This window comes from Thauera humireducens (assembly GCF_001051995.2).
In the GTDB taxonomy this organism is placed as follows: Bacteria; Pseudomonadota; Gammaproteobacteria; order Burkholderiales; family Rhodocyclaceae; genus Thauera; species Thauera humireducens.
The window spans coordinates 3,332,342-3,352,119 of the sequence record NZ_CP014646.1 but is presented as its reverse complement, the minus strand read 5'-3'; the positions used below and the strand labels follow the sequence as shown (position 1 = coordinate 3,352,119).

Sequence of the window (19,778 nt, the reverse complement as noted above, 5' to 3'; positions counted from 1 at the left end):
CCCGTCTGTGCTCAGAAGTTGCCGAACAGCGTGCCGAGGGTGATCACCACCACCAGCGCCACGAGGGGGAACACCACCGTGTTCATCGCGATGAAGCCGTAGGACTCACGGTGCGTCAGGCGGCAGATCGCCAGCAACGAGATCACCGCGCCGTTGTGCGGCAGCGTGTCCATGCAGCCCGAGGCCATCGCGGCGACGCGGTGCAGCAGCTCGGGGCTGATGCCGGCGGCGGTGGCCATGGCGAGGTATTCCGCGCCCAGCGTCTTGAGCGCGATCGACATGCCGCCTGAAGCCGAGCCGGTGATGCCGGCGAGCACGTTCACCGCCACCGCCTCCGAGATCAGCGGGTTGCCCGGCGCGATGCCCAGCACCAGGTCGCGGATCACCACGAAACCGGCGAGCGAGGCGATCACGGTGCCGTAGCCGACTTCGGTCGCGGTGTTGAGGATCGGCAGCATCGAGCCGAAGGAGCCCTCGTTGATCGTCTTCATCAGGTCGGCCCAGCGCGCCCAGTGCAGTACCACCAGCAGCAGCACCGCCGCCGACAGTGCTACGATGATCGACCAGATGCCGATCAGCGAGCGCGCGTCCTGCAGGCCGCCGAACTCGGGCTTGGCGAGGTAGCTGGTATCGATGGCGGGCAGCACCTGCTTGGCCATCACGAAGTTGAGGCCGATCACCACCAGGATTGGCAGCAGCGCGATCCAGAAGCCCGGGCGCGGCGCATCGGCCGGCTCGCTGTCGGGCTCGCCGCTGTGGTGGCCGTAGCCTTCGCCGGCGGCCATCAGCTTGCGCTGCTGGGCGCTCAGCCACCAGGTGCCGAGGCCGAACATGATCAGGCCGCCGATCAGGCCCAGGCCGGGCGCGGCGAAGGCGTCGGTGCCGAAGAAGGGGCTGGGGATGGCGTTCTGGATCGCCGGCGTGCCGGGCAGCGCGGTCATCGTGAAGGTGAAGGAGCCGAGCGCGATCGCAGCGGGAATCAGGCGCTTCGGAATGCCGGCCTCGCGGAACAGCGCGGCGCCGATCGGATACACGGCGAAGGCGACCACGAACAGCGACACCCCACCGTAGGTCAGGATGCCGCAGGCCAGCACGATCGCCAGCACCGCGCGCTGGCTGCCCACCTTGTTCACGATGGCATGGGCGATGGCGCGCGCTGAGCCCGAGTCGTCCATCAGCTTGCCGAACAGGGCGCCGAGCAGGAACAGCGGAAAGAACTGGATCACGTAGCCGCCCATGGCCTTCATGAAGACCTGGGTGTAGGTCGGCAGCAGCAGCGCCGCCTCGCCGGACATCAACACGGCCAGCAGCGCCAGCAGCGGCGCGAGCAGCAGGACGCTGATGCCGCGGTAGGCGAGATACATCAGCAGCGCGAGAGACAACAGAATGCCTAGAGTGCCCATGGGGTTTTCTCCTCCTCGATGATTTTTTGGGTTTTCTTTCAGCCACGGACGCTGCCGCGGTTCCCGGCATAGACAGCAGCATCCGTGCCAGCTCAGGCGCGCTGCGGCCGGAACGGGTCCCGAGCGGGTGCACGCGAGCCCGGATCGCATGCGCTGATTGACTTATCGAAGCGACTTATTGCCGTTCGTCATTGCTGGAGACGGCGCACGATGGGCGCCCGGAAGGCTCCAGAATTCAAGACATGTCCAGAAATACGGACACTTCCGGAGAGTCAGTCCAGATTTCTGGACAACTCCGGCACGCCACGCGGTTCAGCGCGCGATGCCGTGCTGCTGCAGCTTGGCGTAGAGGCCTGCGCGCGAAATGCCGAGCCGGCTCGCCGCCAGGCGGCGATTGCCACCGCAGGCCCGCAACGCCGCCAGCAGCGCGGTGCGCTCGGCGCGCGCGAGGCTGTCGGCGAGCGGTACGACGCGCTCGCCGGGCAGCGTGTCCGGCGTCGCCTCCGATGACGCGACCGGCGCCACGGCGCGCGGGCTCGCGACCGCGGCGGGCACGGCCAGCGCCGGCTCGGCAGTGCCGAGCAGGGCCGCCAGCGCCGCGCCATCGAGCGGACCGCGCTCGGCGCTGAGCTGGGCGCGCTCGAGCAGGTTGCGCAACTGGCGCACGTTGCCCGGCCAGGCCTGCTCTGCGAGCAGCGCCAGTGCGTCGTCGGCAAGCTCCAGTGGACGCTGGCCGGAGCGCGCGGCGATGTCGTCGAGCAAGGCCTCAACCAGGGCGCGGACGTCCTCGCGACGCTCGCGCAGCGCCGGTACGCGGAGGCTCAGCACGTTCAGGCGGTAGAACAGGTCGGCGCGGAAGCCGCCCTCGGCCACCCGCGCCTCGAGATCCACATGGGTGGCCGCGATCACGCGCACATCGAGCGGGCGCACCTGGTTGGAGCCGAGCGGCTCGACCTGCTGCTCCTGCAGCACGCGCAGCAGCTTGACCTGCAGTGGCAGCGACAGGTCGCCGATCTCGTCGAGGAACAGGGTGCCGCCATTGGCGAGTTCGAACTTGCCCAGCCGTGCCTTGCGATCGGCGCCGGTGAAGGCCCCCGGCGCCGTGCCGAACAGTTCGGCCTCGACCAGGTTGTCCGGCACGGCCGCCATGTTTACCGCGACGAAGGGGCCGTCGGCGCGCGCCGACAGGTTGTGGATGCCTTGCGCGAGCAGCTCCTTGCCGGTGCCAGTCTCGCCGTGCAGCAGCACGGTGGCGTCGAGCTGGGCAGCGCGGCGCGCCTGGCGCTTGATCTCGGTCGCGACCGCACTGGTGCCGATGAAGTTGGCGATCGTGTACCGCGCACGCCGGGCCTGCAACAGCGCACGTTCGGTCTCGGCTAGACGCGCCTGCAGCCGGCCGAACTTCTCCATCAGCGGCTTCAGGTGGCGCGCGCGGTCGAACAGCACGAAGCCGAGCGCCCCCACCACCTGGCCGTCATCGGCGCGCAAGGGGATGCGGGTGACGACGAAGTGCTCGTCGCCGAAGGGCATCAGGTCGAGCAGGCTGGGCTGGCCGCTGTCGACCACCTCGCGCAGCCGGCTGGACGGCAACACCGCCTCGATCTCGCGCCCGAGCGCGCTGCGCCCGTCGGCCAATCCGATCTTGCTCGCGTACTTGTCGCTCATCCACACGATGCGCGCCTCGCGGTTGACCGCCACCGTGCCTTCGCACTGGGCGTTGAGGTGGTCGAACAGCAGCGGCATCGCCACCGAACGGAAATGCTCGGGCGAGATGCCGATCTTGAGGCCGTTCTCGTCAAGGTCGGCGGCGGAAAGACCCATGGGCAGGCTTACAGGAAGGAAAGGGCGACCGATTATGGCGCCGCCCCTGGCGGGCGGCAACGCTCGCGGGACGCCGTGGCGATGCTCAGCGCCACATGTCGCGCATCTTCGCCGCGAGATCGATCGCCGCCTGGCGTGAGGCGGGCGAGCCCTGCAGTTCGGGCGGCGGAGGCGGCCAGCTGATCTGCTCGAAGTGCCCGAGCAGGCGGTTGGGGATGAAGCGGGTGCGTCCGGCATACACGTGGCGGTCGCCCATGCCCATCTGCTGGGTGACGTAGAAACGCTGCGGCACGATCAGGTCGAGGCTGTCCTTGGCGCGCGTCATCGCCACGTACAGCAGGCGGCGCTCCTCCTCGACCTCGGCGCTGTTGCGGGTGGCGACGTCGGACGGGATGCAGCCGTCGACCACGTTGAGCACGCTCACCGCGTTCCACTCCTGGCCCTTGGCCGAGTGCATCGTCGACAGGATCAGGTAGTCCTCGTCGAGCAGCGGCATGCCGGCCTCGCCACTGGTGGCGCTGGGCGGGTCGAGGGTGAGCTCGGTGAGGAAGCGCTGCCGGCTCGGGCTGGTGGCGGCGATGCGGGCGAGCTGCTGGACGTCGAGCACGCGCACCGCGAAGTCGTCGTACAGGCGCGGCATCTGCGCCTCGTACCAGCGGCAGGCGAGCTCGAAATCCGCCGGCCACTGCGGACGTTCGGCCAGGCGCTCGACCAGCGCGGCGAATTCCTGCCAGCCCGCGCGCGCGGCGTCCGGCACCGGCTGCTCGGCGAGCAGCGCGCAGCCCTCGGGCGCGGCGCAGACGTTGTCGAGCACGCGGCCGGCGGTCTTGGGGCCGACGCCGGCGAGCAGCTGGATGGCGCGAAAACCCGAGATGCGGTCACGCGGATTCTCGGCCCAGCGCAGCACGGCGAGCACATCCTTGACGTGGGCGGCCTCGAGGAACTTGAGCCCGCCGAACTTCACGAAGGGGATGTTGCGCCGGGTGAGCTCCATCTCGAGGCGCGCGCTGTGCGCCGAAGCGCGGAACAGCACCGCCTGCTGCTTGAGCCTGAGCCCCTCCTCGCGCCGCGCCAGCACGGTGTCGACGACGAAGGCGGCCTGGTCGGCGTCGTCCTTGACCGACACCAGGCGCGGACGCTGGGCCGACTCGCGCTCGGACCACAGGTTCTTGGTGAAGCGCTCGGCGGCGAGCGCGATCACCGCGTTGGCGGCCGCCAGGATCGGCCTGGTGGAGCGGTAGTTCTGCTCCAGCGTCACCACCTGCGCGGGCGGCTCGAAGGCGGCCGGGAAGTCGAGGATGTTGCGCACGGTGGCGCCGCGGAAGGCGTAGATCGACTGCGCATCGTCGCCGACCACGGTCAGGCCGCGGCCATCGGGTTTCATCGCGAGCAGGATCGACGCCTGCAGGAGGTTGGTGTCCTGGTATTCGTCGACCAGCACATGGTCGAACAGGCCGCCGATCTCCTCACCCAATGCAGGCTCGGCCACCATCTGCGCCCAGTACAGCAGCAGGTCGTCGTAGTCGAGCACCTGCTGCGCCTGCTTGGCCTCGACGTAGGCGCGGAACAGGCGCTTGAGCGCGTCCTCCCACTCCGCGCACCAGGGGAAGCTCGCCTGCAGCACCTCCGCCAGCGGCGCCTGTGTGTTGACCGCCGCCGAGTAGATCGCAAGGCAGCTGCCCTTCTGCGGAAAACGCTGTTTGGTCGCCGACAGGCCCAGCTCGTGGCGCACCAGGTTCATCAGGTCGCCGGCGTCCTCGCGGTCGTGGATGGTGAAGCCGGGGTCGAGCCCGATGCGGCCGGCGTAATCGCGCAGCAGGCGCGCGCCGATGGCGTGGAAGGTGCCGGACCAGTGCAGCTCGGCCTGCGCCAGACCGGGCCGGCCGGCCGACGCCTGCGTCAGGATGCGCCGCACCCGGCGCCCCATCTCGTCGGCCGCACGGCGCGAGAAGGTGAGCAGCAGGATGCGGCCGGGATCGGCGCCGTGGGCGATCAGGTGCGCGACGCGGTGCGCCAGCGTGTTGGTCTTGCCCGATCCGGCGCCCGCGATCACCAGCAGCGGCGCGCCCGGCGTCGCGCGGTCGCCCACGCCCTGCACCACCGCCGTGCGCTGCGCAGGGTTGAGCTGCGCGAGCGGATCGGCCGCGGCGGCCGCGGCGGCGGTGGCATCAGGGGCATGGGCGGTCGGCATGGCTGTAATTATATTCAGCCTGACGGCGCCACGATAGCGCCGTTACCGACCGGCCGCCCGGCGTGCTCAGGCCGCCTCAAGCAGCGGCACGGTGCGCGCCACGTACTGCCGCGTCAGCGGGCTGTGCGGCCGCGTGCCCAGGCGCTCGGCACACAGCGCACGGGCCAGCGCGGTCCGCTCGCCACGCAGTGCGGCCTCGAGCAGGGTGAGGTCCAGCACGCTGCGCGTTGCTGCCGCCGAAGCGATGCGCGATCTCGCGCACGTCACGGATGCGACGCACGCAATCGACGTAGCGTCCTTCGCCGAACTCGCGCAGCGCCAGCGTCAGCGGATGGCCGACCTCGCGCGTGAAGGCGACGTTGTCGCCCTGCCCGGCCATCGCGCCACGCTGGGCCTCGATCACCGCTTCCACCGCATCGAAGCGCCGCGCGCCGACGAAGGCCATCACCGCATGCACATCGTTGAAGGCATAGCTGCCCGCCGTCGCCAGCGGCCACCAGTCGTCGGCGAGGCTTTCCCAGCGTGCACCGATGTCGATGCCGCGCAGATGCAGCCGCCACAGCATGGCCGACGCGTCGATCAGATTGAGCACCTCGGTCGAGCGCCCGCCGCGAATCGGGCCATCGTAGCGCTGCAGCACTTCATCGATCTCGCCGAGTTCGAGGTGATACAGCGCCAGGTGCCACCAGTTGTGCACACGGAAGAAACTGTCGGCCGACCACGCCTCGGTATCCTGCCGCAGCCAGGTGATGCCATCGCGCTCGCGGCCCTGCATCTCCATCACGTGGGCGACCGCATGCCAGGCCCAGCCGTCGCGGCGCTCGAGTTCGACCGCCGCCTTGCCCTCGGCCTCGGCGCGCGCGTAGTCGGCGCACTCTTCCAGGCCAAAGGCGTGCATGCCGAGCAGCACGTGGCAGCCCGGCATGTCCCGCGACCACTCGGGCAGCGCCCGCGCGATGCGGTCGCGCAGCATGCGCGCGTTGCCAACGTAGAAATCCACCAGATGGCCGGCCTGCAGCGCGAGCAGGTCGTGCGGATAGTCGATGGCGACATCCTCCAGCATGCGGCCGGCACGATGCCAGTGAGCGCTCGCGATGGCCTCGACCGCCGCCACATGCGCCCGCTCACGCGCAGTGGCGGGCAAGCGGCGCGCGGCGTCCACCTCGGCACGGGCGACGGCGAGGCCGGCGGGCTCGGTGCCGAGCAGATGCAGGTAGGCCCGCAGCACGCGAGCCATCACGAAATCGGGGCGCAGCGCGATCGCCGCGTCGGTGTCGGCCACGGGGTCGCCGACATAGCACTGGAACTCCCGCAGCGCGCGGCGGTAGTGACCCAGGCTCTCGGCATCGGCACCGGTGCAGGCAAGGCCCAGTTCGTCATGGATGCTCATCTCTCGTCTCCTTCGGGGTTGGGGGCGCCTCTTGTGTCCCGCCCGAAGAAGCCCGGCCGGGAGGAGCGCGCGGTGCTAAGTTAAGTCCACGAGCACCCGCGCGATATGTCCGGGACGCCGGAAGTCTTGCCCGTGGCGCCGGACATCGCTCGAGAAGGAAGGATCATGGATGCGCTTTCCGACGTCTTCGCCGCGGTGAGGCTGTCAGGCGGCGTCTTTCTGGACGCCGAGTTCACCGCGCCGTGGTGCGTCGATTCGAAGGTCGGGCCGGAGGAGTTTCCCGACGGCGAGGTACCGGCCCATCTCATCGCCTACCACTACGTCGTTGCCGGGCAGATGTTCGTGCAGCAGCACGGCGATCCGGCAGTCCGGGTGGGCGCCGGCGAGATCGTGCTGCTGCCGCGCAACGACACGCACCGGGTGTGCAGCGCGCCGGGCCTGCCGCCCACGCCGATCGACGACCGCATCGAAGCCCCCGGGGCGGCGACGCCCGCCCTGCTGCGGCTGGGCGGTGGCGGCGACGCGACACGCATCGTGTGCGGCTATCTCGGCTGCGAGGCGCCGCACAATCCGCTCGTCGCCACGCTGCCGTCCGTCCTGCGGCTCGAGGTCCGCGACAGCACGGGCGGCGCCTGGATCGAAAGCGCCTTCCGCCGGGCGGCGGAAGAGTTCGCCGCGGGCGGGGTGGGCTCGGCCGCCGTGCTCGGCAAGCTGGCCGAACTGCTGTTCGTCGAGGCGGTGCGGCGCTATCTCGCCAGCCTGCCCGCCGACCAGACCGGCTGGCTCGCCGGCCTGCAGGATCGCATGGTCGGCCGTGCGCTGGCGCTGCTGCATCGCCGTGTCGCCCACCGCTGGACCACGGAGGAACTCGCGCGCGAAGTGGGACTGTCGCGCTCGGCCTTCGCCGAACGCTTCACCACCGTGCTCGGCACGCCGCCCATGCACTATCTGGCGAACTGGCGCCTGCAGGTCGCCGCCCAGCGCCTGCGCGACAGCCCGGCCGCGACCGCGCAGATCGCCTTCGAGGTGGGCTATGAATCCGACGCCGCCTTCAGCCGCGCCTTCAAGCGCAGCTTCGGCATGACGCCGGCCGCCTGGCGGCACCAGCACCGTCGCGCCTGACGACCGCCCCCAGCCCGGCTGCGGTTCAGCCCGCGTAGGCCCGGTCCGCGGCCGGCGGACTGCCCGACACCCGGTCGCGCCCGGCGCGCTTCGATGCGTACATCCATGCATCGGCCTCGCGGATCAGCGCCTCGAGGTCGTCGTGTCCACGCCATTCGGCGACGCCGACGCTGGCCGACACCCCAAGGCGCTCGCCCCCGAGCGGGATGTCGATCGAACGCACGCTGGCGAGCAGGCGCTCGGCCATCGCCCAGGCCTGCTGGCCCGTGGTCTCGGGCATCAGAACGATGAACTCCTCGCCGCCCCAGCGCGCGGCGATGTCCCCCGCACGGCAGTCGCGCTCGATCGCCCGCGCCGCCGCCACCAGCACCGTGTCGCCGATCGCATGGCCGTGGCTGTCGTTGATGCGCTTGAAGTGATCGAGGTCGAGCACGATGACCGACAGCGGACGCCCGTGGCGGCGCGCCGTGCTCCACACCGGCGCGGCATGCTCGGCAAAGGCGCGCCGGTTGCGCAGGCCGGTGAGCGGATCGAACGCCGCCAGATGCTCCGCCCGCAACTGCTGCTCCCGGATGCGGCGCATGCGGTCGGCGAGCGCAAGCGCGAGGATCGTGCCATCGACCGCAAACCCGAGCTCGGCCGCGCGGAAGGTGAGCTCGGTGAAGGGCATCCCTCGCCACACGGCCATCGCGGTCACCGCGGCCCCGAGCATGCCCGACACCGCACCGGCCATGAAATAGGGCGCGCCGTCCTGGCGCGCGCGCAGGCCGACGACGCCGAGCAGGCACATCAGCACCGAGAACACCTGCACGACGAAGAAAGCCGTGAACACCGCCACCGACTGCAGCCCGAACAGCGTGCAGGCGCCGATCGCCAGCAGCGCGGCCAGGTAGAACCCCCGTACGCCGCGATGCGCACGTGGTGCGATCTTCTCCAGATGCAGGAACCCGCTGGCAAAACGCAGGCCCATGGCGGCAAGCAGCACCATCAGCATGAGGATGACGTACTGCTGGAAGCCAGCCTGCCCAGGCCACAGTCGCGCGACGCCATGCCCCGAGTAGGCGAGGCTGAGCAGCAGGAAGGTGCCCACATAGAGCACGTAGTCCAGGTGGCTGCGGTGACGCAGGCCGATGAAGATCATCGCGTTGTAGGCGATCAGCGCCAGCAGGAAGCCATACAGCAGCCCGAAGCCGTAGTCGTGCCGACGCTGGAGTTCGATCGCCTCGTCCGCGGGCAGCAGGCGCAGCGGCATCACCAGTGGGTCGGCCGTCTGGGCACGGATCAGCACGTCGCTGTGGCCCGGGGCGAAGGCGAGGTCGAAGGCGAAGCCGAGGCTACCCATCGGCCCGCGCAGCCCGGCCTCGCCATCGCCCGCCCGCTGCACCGCGCGGAGCTGCCCGTCCTGCAGCACGAATACCTCGAGCCGCTCGATCCAGGGCACACCGGCAAGCAGCTGGCGCAGGAGGGGGCCCGAACCTGCATGATCGACCGCGAAATGGAACCACACCGGGGGCGCGCCGATGCCGAACTTGGGCACACCGGCAGGCAGGTCGCGGAACCGCCCTTCGCGCTGCAGGGCGAGCGCCTGCTCCGCGCCGAGCGCGGGGCCGCCGTCCTCCAGCAGCATGGCAAGCCTGGGCGCACGGGGGTCGGCGGCATCGGCTAACCCAGCCTGCACCAGCGCGGCCAGCACCAGGAAGAACCCAAGCAGCAGCAGGCGATACGGCGTGCCGGCGCCGGGCGCACGTGCATGGGACGGCGCCGCATCCCGTGCGATGGCGCGCACGGTGCGCCTGCAAGCCCCCATCGTCGGATTCCGCTCGCTTCTCGTCATGCCAGCCGCCCAGTCCGCTTCGTTCGCAACCCGGCCGCGCCTCCGCGACAACCGGTGGCGGGCGTGTTGTCGAATTCTAGGCGAGCGCGCACCCGCCTGCACTGGCCATGGAAAACCGCATGCCGCGGAACTATGCTGGAAACGCACCGCGCGCTGCCGGCGGGGCGCTCCAGGAGACCATCATGGCCAGACGTGCACTCTGCATCGGCATCAACGACTACCCCGGCACCGACAGCGACCTCAGCGGCTGTGTCAACGATGCCCGCGACTGGAGCGCCGAGTTGCAGGGGCGCGGCTTCGAGGTCACGACGCTGCTCGACGCCCAGGCCACCCGCGCCGCGATGATCGCCGCGATCGAGGCACTGATCGCCGGCGCGCAGAAGAACGACACCCTGGTGTTCACCTATTCCGGCCACGGCACCTGGGTGGTGGACAAGGACGGCGACGAGCCCGACGGCCGCGACGAGGCCCTGTGCCCGTGGGACATCCACCGCAAGGGGCCGCTGCTGGACGACGAGATCCGCCCCCTGTTCGACAGCCGTGGCGCCGGCGTACGCCTGCTGCTGATCTCGGACAGCTGTCACTCGGGCTCGGTGACGCGCGGCGACGACAGCGACCTCGACCCCGGCGGCCCGCGCGCCCGCTTCCTGCCGCCCGAAGCCTGGATGAAGGCCGGCGAACTGCCCGACGCACCACGCGCAAGCGCGCTGACGCTGGTCGGCGGCATGCGCCGCGCCGGCGGCGACCTGCTGCTGGCCGGCTGCCGCGACGAAGAGTACAGCTGGGACACGTCCTTCGGCGGACGGCCCAACGGCGCCTTCACCTTCTACGCGCTGAAGACCCTGCGCGAGAAGAAGCCGCAGACCTACGAGCAGTGGCACGCCGCGATCCGCAAGTACCTGCCCACCAACCGCCTGCCGCAGGAGCCGCAGATCTTTGGCACCCGCAGCGCGCGCAAGATGCGGATCTTCGACTAGCGCTCAGTTGCCGCGCATCTGGCGCGCCACCAGCGCCGGGTTGTCGCCCTGGTAGGCGGCCTTGATGACGCCCCACGCCTCCTCGGCCGTCTCGGCGTAGTGGAACAGGTTCTTGTCCTCCGGGCTGATCACGCCGTGCTCGACGAGCACGTCGAAATTGATCAGGCGTTCCCAGAAGTCACGCCCGATCAGCACGATCGGCCGGCGGCGGATCTTGCGCGTCTGCGTCAGCGTCAGCACCTCGAACAGCTCGTCAAGCGTGCCCAGCCCGCCGGGAAAGCTCACCAGCGCCACCGCGCGCATCAGGAAGTGCATCTTGCGGATGGCGAAGTAGTGGAACCGGAAGCACAGCTCGGGCGTGATGTAGGGATTGGGCGCTTCCTCGAAGGGCAGGAAGATGCTCATGCCCATGCTGCGTCCGCCGGCCTCGTAGGCGCCGCGGTTGCCGGCCTCCATGATGCCGGGCCCGCCGCCGGTGGCGACGATGACCGGCTCGCCGAGCGCGTCCGGTTCGCGCGTCACCAGTTCGCCGAAGCGGCGCGCCTCCTCGTACCACTGCGCGTTCTTGACCATGCGCTCGGCGCTGCGGATCGCGGCCGCCTCGCCGCTGGCCACCGCCTCCTCCAGCATCTTCGCCGCGACATCCGGCGCCTTGAAGCGCGCGCTGCCGAACACCACCACGGTGGAGTCCACGCCCTGCTCCTGCTGGATCAGCTCCGGCTTCAGCAGTTCGAGCTGCAGGCGCACCGGGCGCAGCTCCTCGCGCAGCAGGAAGTCGGTGTCGGTGAAGGCCATGCGGAAGGAACTGCCCGGGCCGTCGTAGCGGCCGTGCGGCTGAACGGCCTTGGCCTCGTCCTGGGCGGAGGGGAAGTTGCGGGCGCGGATGGGGGAAGTGTCGGTCATGCGGGCTGTCCATGCTTGCGGGGGCGCCATGATCGCATCCCGACGCCACGGTGCGCGAGCCGGGCGATGAACGCCCTATGCCAGCAGCGCCACCGACTTGATCTGCGCCCACATCCGGCGCCCGGGGCGCAGCACCAGCTGCTCGCTCGAACGCCGCGTGATGCGCGCCACCAGCGGCGTGCCGCCCGCGTCCATCCGCACCAGCACGTGTGCCGGCGTGTCGGCGCCGACGATGTCCTCGATGACGACCGGCAACAGGTTCACGATGCTCGAGCCCTCGACCTGATGGTCCGCGAGGCTGACGTCGCGCGCGTGGATGCGGAAGCGCAGCGTGCGGCCAAGCTCGGCCGCCTGCCGCGACACCCACACCGCACCGCCCGGAAAGTCCAGCCGGGTGAGGTGGTAGTGGTCGTCGTGCTCGGCCACCCGGCCTTCGACGACCACGCCGGCGTCCTCGGTGAAGGCGGTCGGCAGGTCCAGCCGTGCCATCGTCGCCCGCAGTTCGCCGGCGGCCATCACCCGCCCCTCGCCCAGCATCACGATGTGGTCGGCCAGGCGCACCACCTCCTCCGCGGCATGGCTGACGTAGAGCACCGGGATATCGAGCTCGTCGTGCAGGCGCTCGAGGTAGGGCAGGATCTCCTGCTTGCGCTTGTGGTCGAGCGCGGCCAGCGGCTCGTCCATCAGCAGGATGTGCGGGCTGGTGAGCAGCGCGCGCGCCATGCCGACGCGCTGGCGCTCGCCGCCGGAGAGGCGGTCGGGCATGCGTTCGAGCAGATGCTCGAGCCCCAGCAGCGCGATCGCGTGGTCCATCGAAACCTTGCGCGCCGCCGGCGGAATGCGGCGCAGGCCGAACGCCAGGTTGCGTCGTACCGACAGGTGGGCGAACAGGCTCGCTTCCTGGAACACGTAGCCGAGTTCGCGCCGGTGCGGCGGCACGAAGACGCCACGCGCCGAATCCTGCCAGCACGCGCCATTGACGGTCAGCACGCCGCGGGCCGCGGGCTCCAGCCCGGCGACACAGCGCAGCAAGGTGGTCTTGCCCGAGCCGGAATGGCCGAACAGCGCGGTGACGCCGCGCCCCGGCAGATTCAGGTCGACGTCGAGGCCAAAGCCCGGATAGGCCACCTCGAAGCGAATGCGGATGCCCGTGTCCGCTGCATCCTCTCGCATCGCATCCGTCGGCAGCACCATTCCATCCTGCAGCATGTCGTTCGCCATCAGCGCGGCCCTCCGCAATGCATGCTGGCAGCACCGCACGGCACACGCGCGGTGCATCCCCGCCCTGGTTTCCTCATCTTCATCCGGCTCCCTCGTTCAAGGCTTCGGCGAAGCGCAGTTTCGACTGCGCCGCCAGGAGACGCCACACCAAGCGCCGGGCGTCGGGCGCGGGCGAGCGGCGATGGACGGACGCGGCGAGTCATGCCCGCGCCGCCTCGCGCATGCGGTCGCGCAGGCCCGAGGCCCGCAGCGTGCGGGCCGCACAGCCGGCGGCGAAGACATCGCCCGCCCCGGCCACCGTCACCCGTTTCGCGGCACGGGTAACGCCGGTGTAGATCAGCTCGCGCGTCAGCACGCGCACCGGCTCGGCCGGCAGCACCAGCAGCACCTCGTCGAACTCCGAGCCCTGGCTCTTGTGCACCGTCAGCGCAAACGCCGTGTCGTGCGCCGGCAGGCGCAGGGGCGGGATGGCGCGGAAGCCGCCGTCCGCGGCGGCGAAGAACACCCGCAACTCGCCCTGCCCATCCGGCAGGCACAGGCCGATGTCGCCGTTGAACAGGCCGAGGCGATAGTCATTGGCGAGCACGATGACCGGCCGTCCCGGATACCAGCGCGCCACCGCGCTGCGCTCCGGCGGCAGGCCGAGCGCCGCCCGCAGGTGGGCTTCGAGATGGGCATTCAGCGCGGCCAGCCCGCGCCCGCCCTCGCGCACCGCCACCAGCACGCGGAAGCGTTCGAAGGCGCGGGTGGCCGCGGCCACGTCAACCGTTCCCGGAGCGCTTCCGGCCGTGCGGGCACCCAGGCCTTCGCGCAGCAGGGCGACATAGGGCGTGAACCCGGCCTCGACGCGCGCCCGCGCCACGGTCCCCAGCTGCGTACCGGGATCCTCGATCCAGCAGGCCGAGACGTCCTCGCCTGTCCGCAGCCAGGCCAGCGCCGCATCGCCCCGCCCGGCACGGATGTCGGCCGCCAGCCGGCCGATGCCGGAATCGGCGCGGAAGCGGTGGCTCTCCGTCAGCCACACCACCGCGTCGGCCAGCGGCGCAACGGCATCCCCGCTCGCCACCCCGGTGTCCTGCGGGCCCTCCAGCGCCGCGCCGGCAGCCGGATCGAGCTGCGCGAGATGCGTACGCATCGGCATGGAATAGACGCACTGCGCCGACAGCTCGGCGAACACCGCACCAGCCTCGACCGCGGCGAGCTGGTCCTTGTCGCCCAGCAGCACGAGCCGCGCCTCGGGCGGCAGGGCATCGACCAGACGGGTGGCGAGCGCGAGGTCCAGCATCGAGGCCTCGTCCACCACCAGCACATCGACCGCCAGCGGATTGCCGGCATGGTGGCGGAAACGACCCGGATCGGGCGTGACGCCGAGCAGGCGGTGCACGGTGAAGGCCTCGGTCGGCAGGCGGGCGACGAGGGCCGCGGGCAGGGTCTGCGCGCGCTGGCGCAGCGCCTCGAGCATGCGTGCCGCGGCCTTGCCGGTGGGCGCGGCCAGCGCGACGCGCAGCGCCGGCTGGCTTTCGAGCAGGCAGGCGAGCAGGGCCGCAACGGTGGTGGTCTTGCCCGTGCCCGGCCCGCCGCTGATGACGGTGAGCCGCCCCTGCAGCGCCAGCGCGACGGCGAGCTTCTGCCAGTCGGGGGTGGACGCGGCACGGGGCGGGAACAAGGTCTCGAGCAGCGGCGGCGGCTTCACCGGCGCAGCGGCGCGTGGCGCGCGCGCCACCAGCGCCCGCGCCAGTGCCCGCTCCTGGTCGAAATGGCGGCGCAGGTAGAGCCGGTCGCTGCTGTCGAGCACCAGCGGATGCGCCGACGCGCCCGCGATGGCCTGCGCGGCTTCGACCACCACACCGCTCGCCAGCAGGCGGTGGCGGAGCTCGTCCGCGAACTGCGGAGCCGACGCTTCGCCAGCCCACGGCAGGAGCGTCCAGTCGGCGTCGGACTGCTCGTCCGCTGGCGCGAGGTCCCCGTCCATCTCTGCCGCGAGCGCGGTCGGCATCTCGTGCGCGGTCTCCCCCGCGCCACCGCCTTCGATAAGCGCCGCCAGCGGAATGCAGACATGGCCCGCGCTGGTCGCCAGCGCAAGCCGGCGCGCCGCACTGGCCAGCACCGCGCGGCTGGCGGCCGGGGCCTGCAGCGCATCGGCCCAGGCGAGCAGGTGGCGGGCGAAGCCGTCGGCGAGATCGTTCATGCGGACTCCAGCGCGGACGCGTCGGCGGTACCGGCGAGCAGCGCGTCGAGCGCCTCGAGCGTGGCACGCGGGCAGCGGTGGTGATAGACACCGGCCGGCCGGCCGTCGACCTGCCAGCCCGGCCGCACGCCGCGCACGAACAGGTAGAGCACGCCGCCGAAGTGGCGGTCGAAGTCGTAGCCCGGCAGGCTGCGGCCGAGATGGCGATGCAGCGCCACGCTGTAGATCAGGTGCTGCAGGTGGTAGCCGTGCGCCTGCATCGCGGCTTCGAGGCGCGCCGGCGCGTAGTCCTGCGGCCGGTCGCCGAGATGGTTGGACTTCCAGTCCAGCACCCAGAAGCGGCCGTCGTGCTCGAACACGAGGTCGATGAAACCCTTCAGGTAGCCGTCGAGCTCGTGGAAGGCGAGCCGCGGCATGCGGTAGCCCTGCGCCGCAAGCCAGGCGTTGAGCTGCGGCGCGGTGAGGCGTGGCGCCGGCAGGTGAAAGCCCAGTTCGACCAGGCGGCGCGCGGGCGGCACGGTATCGAGCCGCAGCCCTGTACCGCCGGCATCCGCCAGCAGCGGCGTGGCCACGACGTCCGCCAGCAGCGTGCGCAGCATGCGCGACAGAAGTGCGGTCTCGTCCTGTGGCGCGACAGCCGCCGGGCGTCCGCGCGGCCGGCGGTCGGCGGACAGGCGTTGCGGATGGGCCGCCAGCGCGGCGGCGACGGCGGCATCCCAGCCGGCCGGATCGGTGAAGTCGACGGCCTCGAACACCGCGTGCATGCAATCGCCCGCCACCGGACCGCGCGGGAAGCGCAGGATGTCGTCGTCCGCCGGGGTCGCGGGCGCGGCGCCGTCTGCCTCTCCCGCGAGTCCGCTCAGCACGGCCAGCTCACCGGCGTCGAGTGCGTTCGCGTCATGGTCCAGCGCGGCCTGTTCGTGCGCCGCGCCCGAGATCAGCGCGCTGAAGCTGCCGATGCGCCAGCCCGCCGGCAGTGCTGGCGGACGCTGGGCCCGCGGGCGCTGGCCCGCGGAGTCGGGGGGCGCCAGCGCGTCGCCCTGGCCATCAGGCAGGTCGGTGAGCTGCATCGTCGGCCGGCCGTCGAGCGCGCTCGACGCGACCAGCGCACGCCAGCAGGCATCGGTGCCGAGCGGATTGGGCTTGTGCTCGGCCCAGGCCTCGGCATCCATGCCGGCGCCGGCCGCCATCCAGTTGAGCAGGCTGCGGCCGGCCTCGGTGTGGCTCACACGACCGAAGCTCAGCGTGGCGTAGCTGCCGACGACGAGGTAGCAACGATGCACCGCACGCGTCAGCGCGACGTAGATCAGGCGCAGGTCCTCGGCCTGGCGCTCGCGGCGCAGGCGGGCCTTGACCGCCTCGTCCTTCGCCGCCGCTTCGCGGTAATCGAGCACCAGTTCGCCGTCGTCGTCGTGCCAGGCGCGCATCGGCCCCTCGCCACCGCTGCGGGCGTAGCCGTCGAACAGGAAGGGGCAGAACACGACGCCGTACTCCAGCCCCTTCGAGCGGTGGATGGTGACGATCTGCACCAGGTTGCGGTCGGATTCGAGCCGCAACTGGGTGGCCTCGCCGCCGGCCGCATCACGCCGGCGGGTGGCCAGCATGCGCAGCAGCACCTCCGGCGTGGCGGTGCCGGCGTCCTGCTGCAGCAGCTCGGCCAGGTGCATGAGGTTGGTGAGGCGGCGTTCGCCGTCCGGCCGCGCGAGCAGGCGGGCGGCGACGCCCTCGTCGCTCATCCATTGGCGCAGCATCACGCCGAAGCCGCGCGACAGCCACAGCTCGCGCCAACGCACGAAGGCGTCCAGCGTGCCGAGCAGCGCGGCCTCGTCGCCGGCCAGGCGGGCCAGCGCCGCGGCATCGCGGCCCATCGCCGCAGTGGCGAGCGCCGCCTTGACACGGCGCTCGCGCAGCGGCTCGGCAATCGCCAGCAGCACGCGCTCGAGTTCCTCGGCATCGTCGGTATGGAACACGCTGGCCTGCGACAGCTCGACGCTGCCGACGCCGAAGGCCGCCAGCGCGCGGCGCATGCGCGCGCCCTGGCCGTGGCTGCGCAGCAGCACCGCGATGTCGGACGGCGCCAGCGACCGCTCGCCGATGCGCACCCTGCCCTGCGCTCCGGCCGCCAGCAGGCGCGCGATCTCGGCGGCGCTGGCGTGCGCCGCGCGATGCAGGGCCGCCGCGCGCGGCAGGCGGGCGCCGCCGCCCTCGTCGTCCTCGGCCAGCGTCTCGTCGCGCGGGATGCGCCACAGCTGCAGCGGCGGCACCGCATCGTCCGCCGTCTCATCGACCAGCGGCTTGCGCGGGCGGCTGCCGGCGCCCACGCGCACGTAGTCCAGCCGGTCCATCATGAACACCGCCGGGTTGGCGCCGAACAGACGGTTGCAGGCTTCGATCAGCGCCGGCGAGGAACGCTGGTTGTGGCGCAGCGTGTAGCGCGCGTCGGTGCGGTCGCGCGCCGCGAAGTAGGTGAACAGGTCGGCGCTGCGGAAGCTGTAGATCGCCTGCTTGGGGTCGCCGACCAGGAACAGGCTGCCGTGGCGCCCTTCGGCGCGGTAGATGCGGTCGAAGATGCCGAACTGCAGCGGGTCGGTGTCCTGGAACTCGTCGATCAGGGCCACCGGGTAGCGCGCGTGCAGGGCGGCCGCGAGCCAGGGCTGGGCACCCGAATGCAGCGCCTGGTGCGCGTTCCAGAGGATGTCGTCGAAGGAGATCTGGCGCCGTTCGGCCTTGCGCCGGCGCAGCTCGCCGCTGCAGTCCTCGACGCAGCGGCGCAGCAGGCGCAGGCGCGCGGCGGACAGCAGGCCCTCGACCTCGCCCCGCGCCGCCAGCAAGGCCTCGGCGAAATCGAAGAAGTCGTGGCGCGGCGGCGCGATGCCGCCCTTGCGCCCGGCCGCGGTGCTGCGCTTCTCCAGCATTGCGGTGGTGAACAGCGCGAGCTTGTTGTCGGTGCCGCCCCGCAGGGGATGGAGCGGGTTGGCGGCGGCCAGCCAGTCGGCCCACTGGCGTGCTGCCTTCGCCACCGAATCGGGCTTGTAGCTGCTGGCGTTGAGCCCACCGAGGGCATCGTTGACGCAGCCGATCGCCGCCTGCAACGCCCCGGCCAGCCCGCAGGCGGCGGCATAGGCCCGGGTCAGGTTCGCCTCGGCCTGCGCCAGTCCGGCGCCGACGTCCGCGCCCTCGTCGCCACCCCGGCTCGTGCTCTCGTCCCACAGGACACGCGCACAGGGCCGGGCCATGTGCCGCGAAAGGATGCCGGCCCAGGTCTCGGGGCTGTCCTTTGCCTGCAGCAGCGCTTCCGCCAGCAAGGGCGACAGCGCGCCGCCGGCCACCTCGCGCCGCCAGAAGTCCTGCACCACTTCCAGCCGCAGCGCGCTGTCGTCCTCGACCAGTTCGAGTTCGTAGGGCAGGCCGGCGGCGAAGGGCGTGTCGGCCAGTGCGCGCTGGCAGAAGCCGTGGATGGTGAAGATCGCCGCCTCGTCGAAGGTCTGCAGCGCATGGCGCAGGCGGTGCGTCATGCGCTCGGCGTCGATGCCGCGCGCCTGCACGGTCTCGATCAGCTGCGGCACGAAGGGGTCCGCGCCCGGCGCCGCGCCTTCGAGCACGCGCAGGGTCTCGGCGATGCGCTCGCGGATGCGCCCGGACAACTCGGCGGTCGCCGCCTTGGTGAAGGTGACGACCAGCAGCGCCTCGACCGGCAGCTCGCGTTCGAGCAGCAGGCGCAGGTAGAGGCCGCAGATGTTCCAGGTCTTGCCGGTGCCGGCCGAGGCCTCGACCAGGCGGATGCCGTCGAGCGGGCAATGGAAGACGTCGAGTTCGGGAGCGGCGGACATGGCGGGAAGCAGAGGCGGATCGGGCCGACGCGCGGCGGCAGGCGCACCATAGCACGGTCGGCCGGCGATCCCGAACGGGTGCGCGATACCCCGATGCCGCCGGCACGCGGGCGACTGGCTATGATGGCGTTTTGAATCGACATGCCGAATGGAGGTGAATCGTGGCGGAAGCGAGAATCGGATTGATCCCGGCCCTGCTGCTGGCAGGCGGGGTGGCGTTTGCGGGACTGAAGGTCGGCGAGGGCATCGAGCGCTTCCGCATGGCGGACCGCAGCATCGTGGTGAAGGGGCTGGCCGAGCGCGACGTGAAGAGCGACTTCGCGGTGTGGACGCTGAGCTTTCGCCGAGCGGCGGACGAGTTTTCCGCCGTGCAGCAGGCGCTGGCGGCGGACCGTGACCAGGTGGTGAGCTTCCTGCATGGGCAGGGCTTCACCGACGACGAGATCGAGGTGCGGCCGCTGCAGGTGCAGGACCTGCTGGCGCGCGAGTACGGCCCGGACCGCGTGGCGCTGCGCTTCAACGGCCAGGGCCAGGTGACGGTGAAATCCGCCCGCGTCGATGCGGTGGCCGCGGCGTCGAACCGCATCGACCCGCTGATCAAGGCCGGCGTGCAGCTCGGCGGCGACGGCGAGGGCGGCTGGCCGCGCTACCAGTTGCGCGGCTTCAACGACATCAAGCCACAGCTGCTGGAGGAAGCCACCCTGAGCGCACGCGAGCAGGCGCGCAAGTTCGCCGCCGACGCTGGCGCCACGCTCGGCCCGGTGAAGAGCGCCAACCAGGGCGCGATCCGCATCCTCGACGACGACGGCAGCGACATGGACAGCTCGCGCACCATCGGCAAGCGCCTGCGCGTGGTCAGCACCTTCGAGTTCAGCCTGCAGTAGGCGTCGCCGGCGCC

12 protein-coding genes are annotated in these 19,778 nt (G+C 71.4%); 3 read left to right on the top strand and 9 right to left on the bottom strand.

Annotated elements, in window-relative coordinates:
• Window positions 1-11: 11 nt before the first annotated feature.
• The 4 genes from AC731_RS15605 to AC731_RS15590 all read right to left on the bottom strand — a co-directional run bounded on the left by AC731_RS15605 (window position 12) and on the right by AC731_RS15590 (window position 6,805).
• Window positions 12-1,403: a GntP family permease gene (locus AC731_RS15605; RefSeq protein ID WP_004291242.1), complete on the bottom strand. Its 1,392-nt coding sequence runs from the start codon at window positions 1,401-1,403 to the stop codon at window positions 12-14.
• 312 nt (window positions 1,404-1,715) lie between these two features.
• Complete coding sequence (locus AC731_RS15600; RefSeq protein WP_048707383.1) at window positions 1,716-3,224, bottom strand: sigma-54 interaction domain-containing protein; 1,509 nt, start codon at window positions 3,222-3,224, stop codon at window positions 1,716-1,718.
• An 85-nt stretch (window positions 3,225-3,309) separates the two neighbouring features.
• On the bottom strand, window positions 3,310-5,415 hold the full coding sequence (locus AC731_RS15595; protein WP_048707380.1) for an ATP-dependent helicase: 2,106 nt from the start codon (window positions 5,413-5,415) through the stop codon (window positions 3,310-3,312).
• Between the two features lie 76 nt (window positions 5,416-5,491).
• Window positions 5,492-6,805 (bottom strand): tetratricopeptide repeat protein, encoded by a 1,314-nt coding sequence (locus AC731_RS15590; protein WP_205626600.1) that lies wholly within the window; start codon window positions 6,803-6,805, stop codon window positions 5,492-5,494.
• Between the two features lie 165 nt (window positions 6,806-6,970).
• Between AC731_RS15590 and AC731_RS15585 the strand changes: the two genes are divergently transcribed.
• Window positions 6,971-7,927, top strand: coding sequence for an AraC family transcriptional regulator (locus AC731_RS15585; RefSeq protein WP_082794352.1), 957 nt, complete (start codon window positions 6,971-6,973; stop codon window positions 7,925-7,927).
• A 25-nt stretch (window positions 7,928-7,952) separates the two neighbouring features.
• Here AC731_RS15585 and AC731_RS15580 read toward each other — a convergent pair whose 3' ends face one another.
• On the bottom strand, window positions 7,953-9,734 hold the full coding sequence (locus AC731_RS15580; RefSeq protein ID WP_082794351.1) for a sensor domain-containing diguanylate cyclase: 1,782 nt from the start codon (window positions 9,732-9,734) through the stop codon (window positions 7,953-7,955).
• A 209-nt stretch (window positions 9,735-9,943) separates the two neighbouring features.
• Here AC731_RS15580 and AC731_RS15575 point away from each other — a divergent pair, with 209 nt between their 5' ends.
• Window positions 9,944-10,738 carry a caspase family protein gene (locus AC731_RS15575; RefSeq protein WP_048710231.1) on the top strand — a complete coding sequence of 265 codons (795 nt, stop codon included), beginning with the start codon at window positions 9,944-9,946 and terminating at the stop codon, window positions 10,736-10,738.
• Between the two features lie 3 nt (window positions 10,739-10,741).
• Here AC731_RS15575 and AC731_RS15570 read toward each other — a convergent pair whose 3' ends face one another.
• From AC731_RS15570 to recB, 4 genes are all read right to left on the bottom strand, one after another.
• Window positions 10,742-11,641 (bottom strand): LOG family protein, encoded by a 900-nt coding sequence (locus AC731_RS15570; protein ID WP_048707378.1) that lies wholly within the window; start codon window positions 11,639-11,641, stop codon window positions 10,742-10,744.
• 75 nt (window positions 11,642-11,716) lie between these two features.
• A complete protein-coding gene (gene modC / locus AC731_RS15565) occupies window positions 11,717-12,850 on the bottom strand; it encodes a molybdenum ABC transporter ATP-binding protein (RefSeq protein ID WP_198291558.1) in 1,134 nt (377 codons plus the stop codon).
• Window positions 12,851-13,061: 211 nt separating this feature from the next.
• Window positions 13,062-15,050 carry an exodeoxyribonuclease V subunit alpha gene (gene recD / locus AC731_RS15560; protein WP_053085837.1) on the bottom strand — a complete coding sequence of 663 codons (1,989 nt, stop codon included), beginning with the start codon at window positions 15,048-15,050 and terminating at the stop codon, window positions 13,062-13,064.
• Window positions 15,047-18,880 (bottom strand): exodeoxyribonuclease V subunit beta, encoded by a 3,834-nt coding sequence (recB, locus tag AC731_RS15555; protein WP_048707377.1) that lies wholly within the window; start codon window positions 18,878-18,880, stop codon window positions 15,047-15,049. Before recB ends, recD begins: the two co-directional genes overlap by 4 nt.
• 161 nt (window positions 18,881-19,041) lie before the next feature.
• On the opposite strand from recB, the gene AC731_RS15550 reads away from it, so the two are divergent.
• Window positions 19,042-19,764, top strand: coding sequence for an SIMPL domain-containing protein (locus AC731_RS15550; protein WP_048707373.1), 723 nt, complete (start codon window positions 19,042-19,044; stop codon window positions 19,762-19,764).
• Window positions 19,765-19,778: the final 14 nt, after the last annotated feature.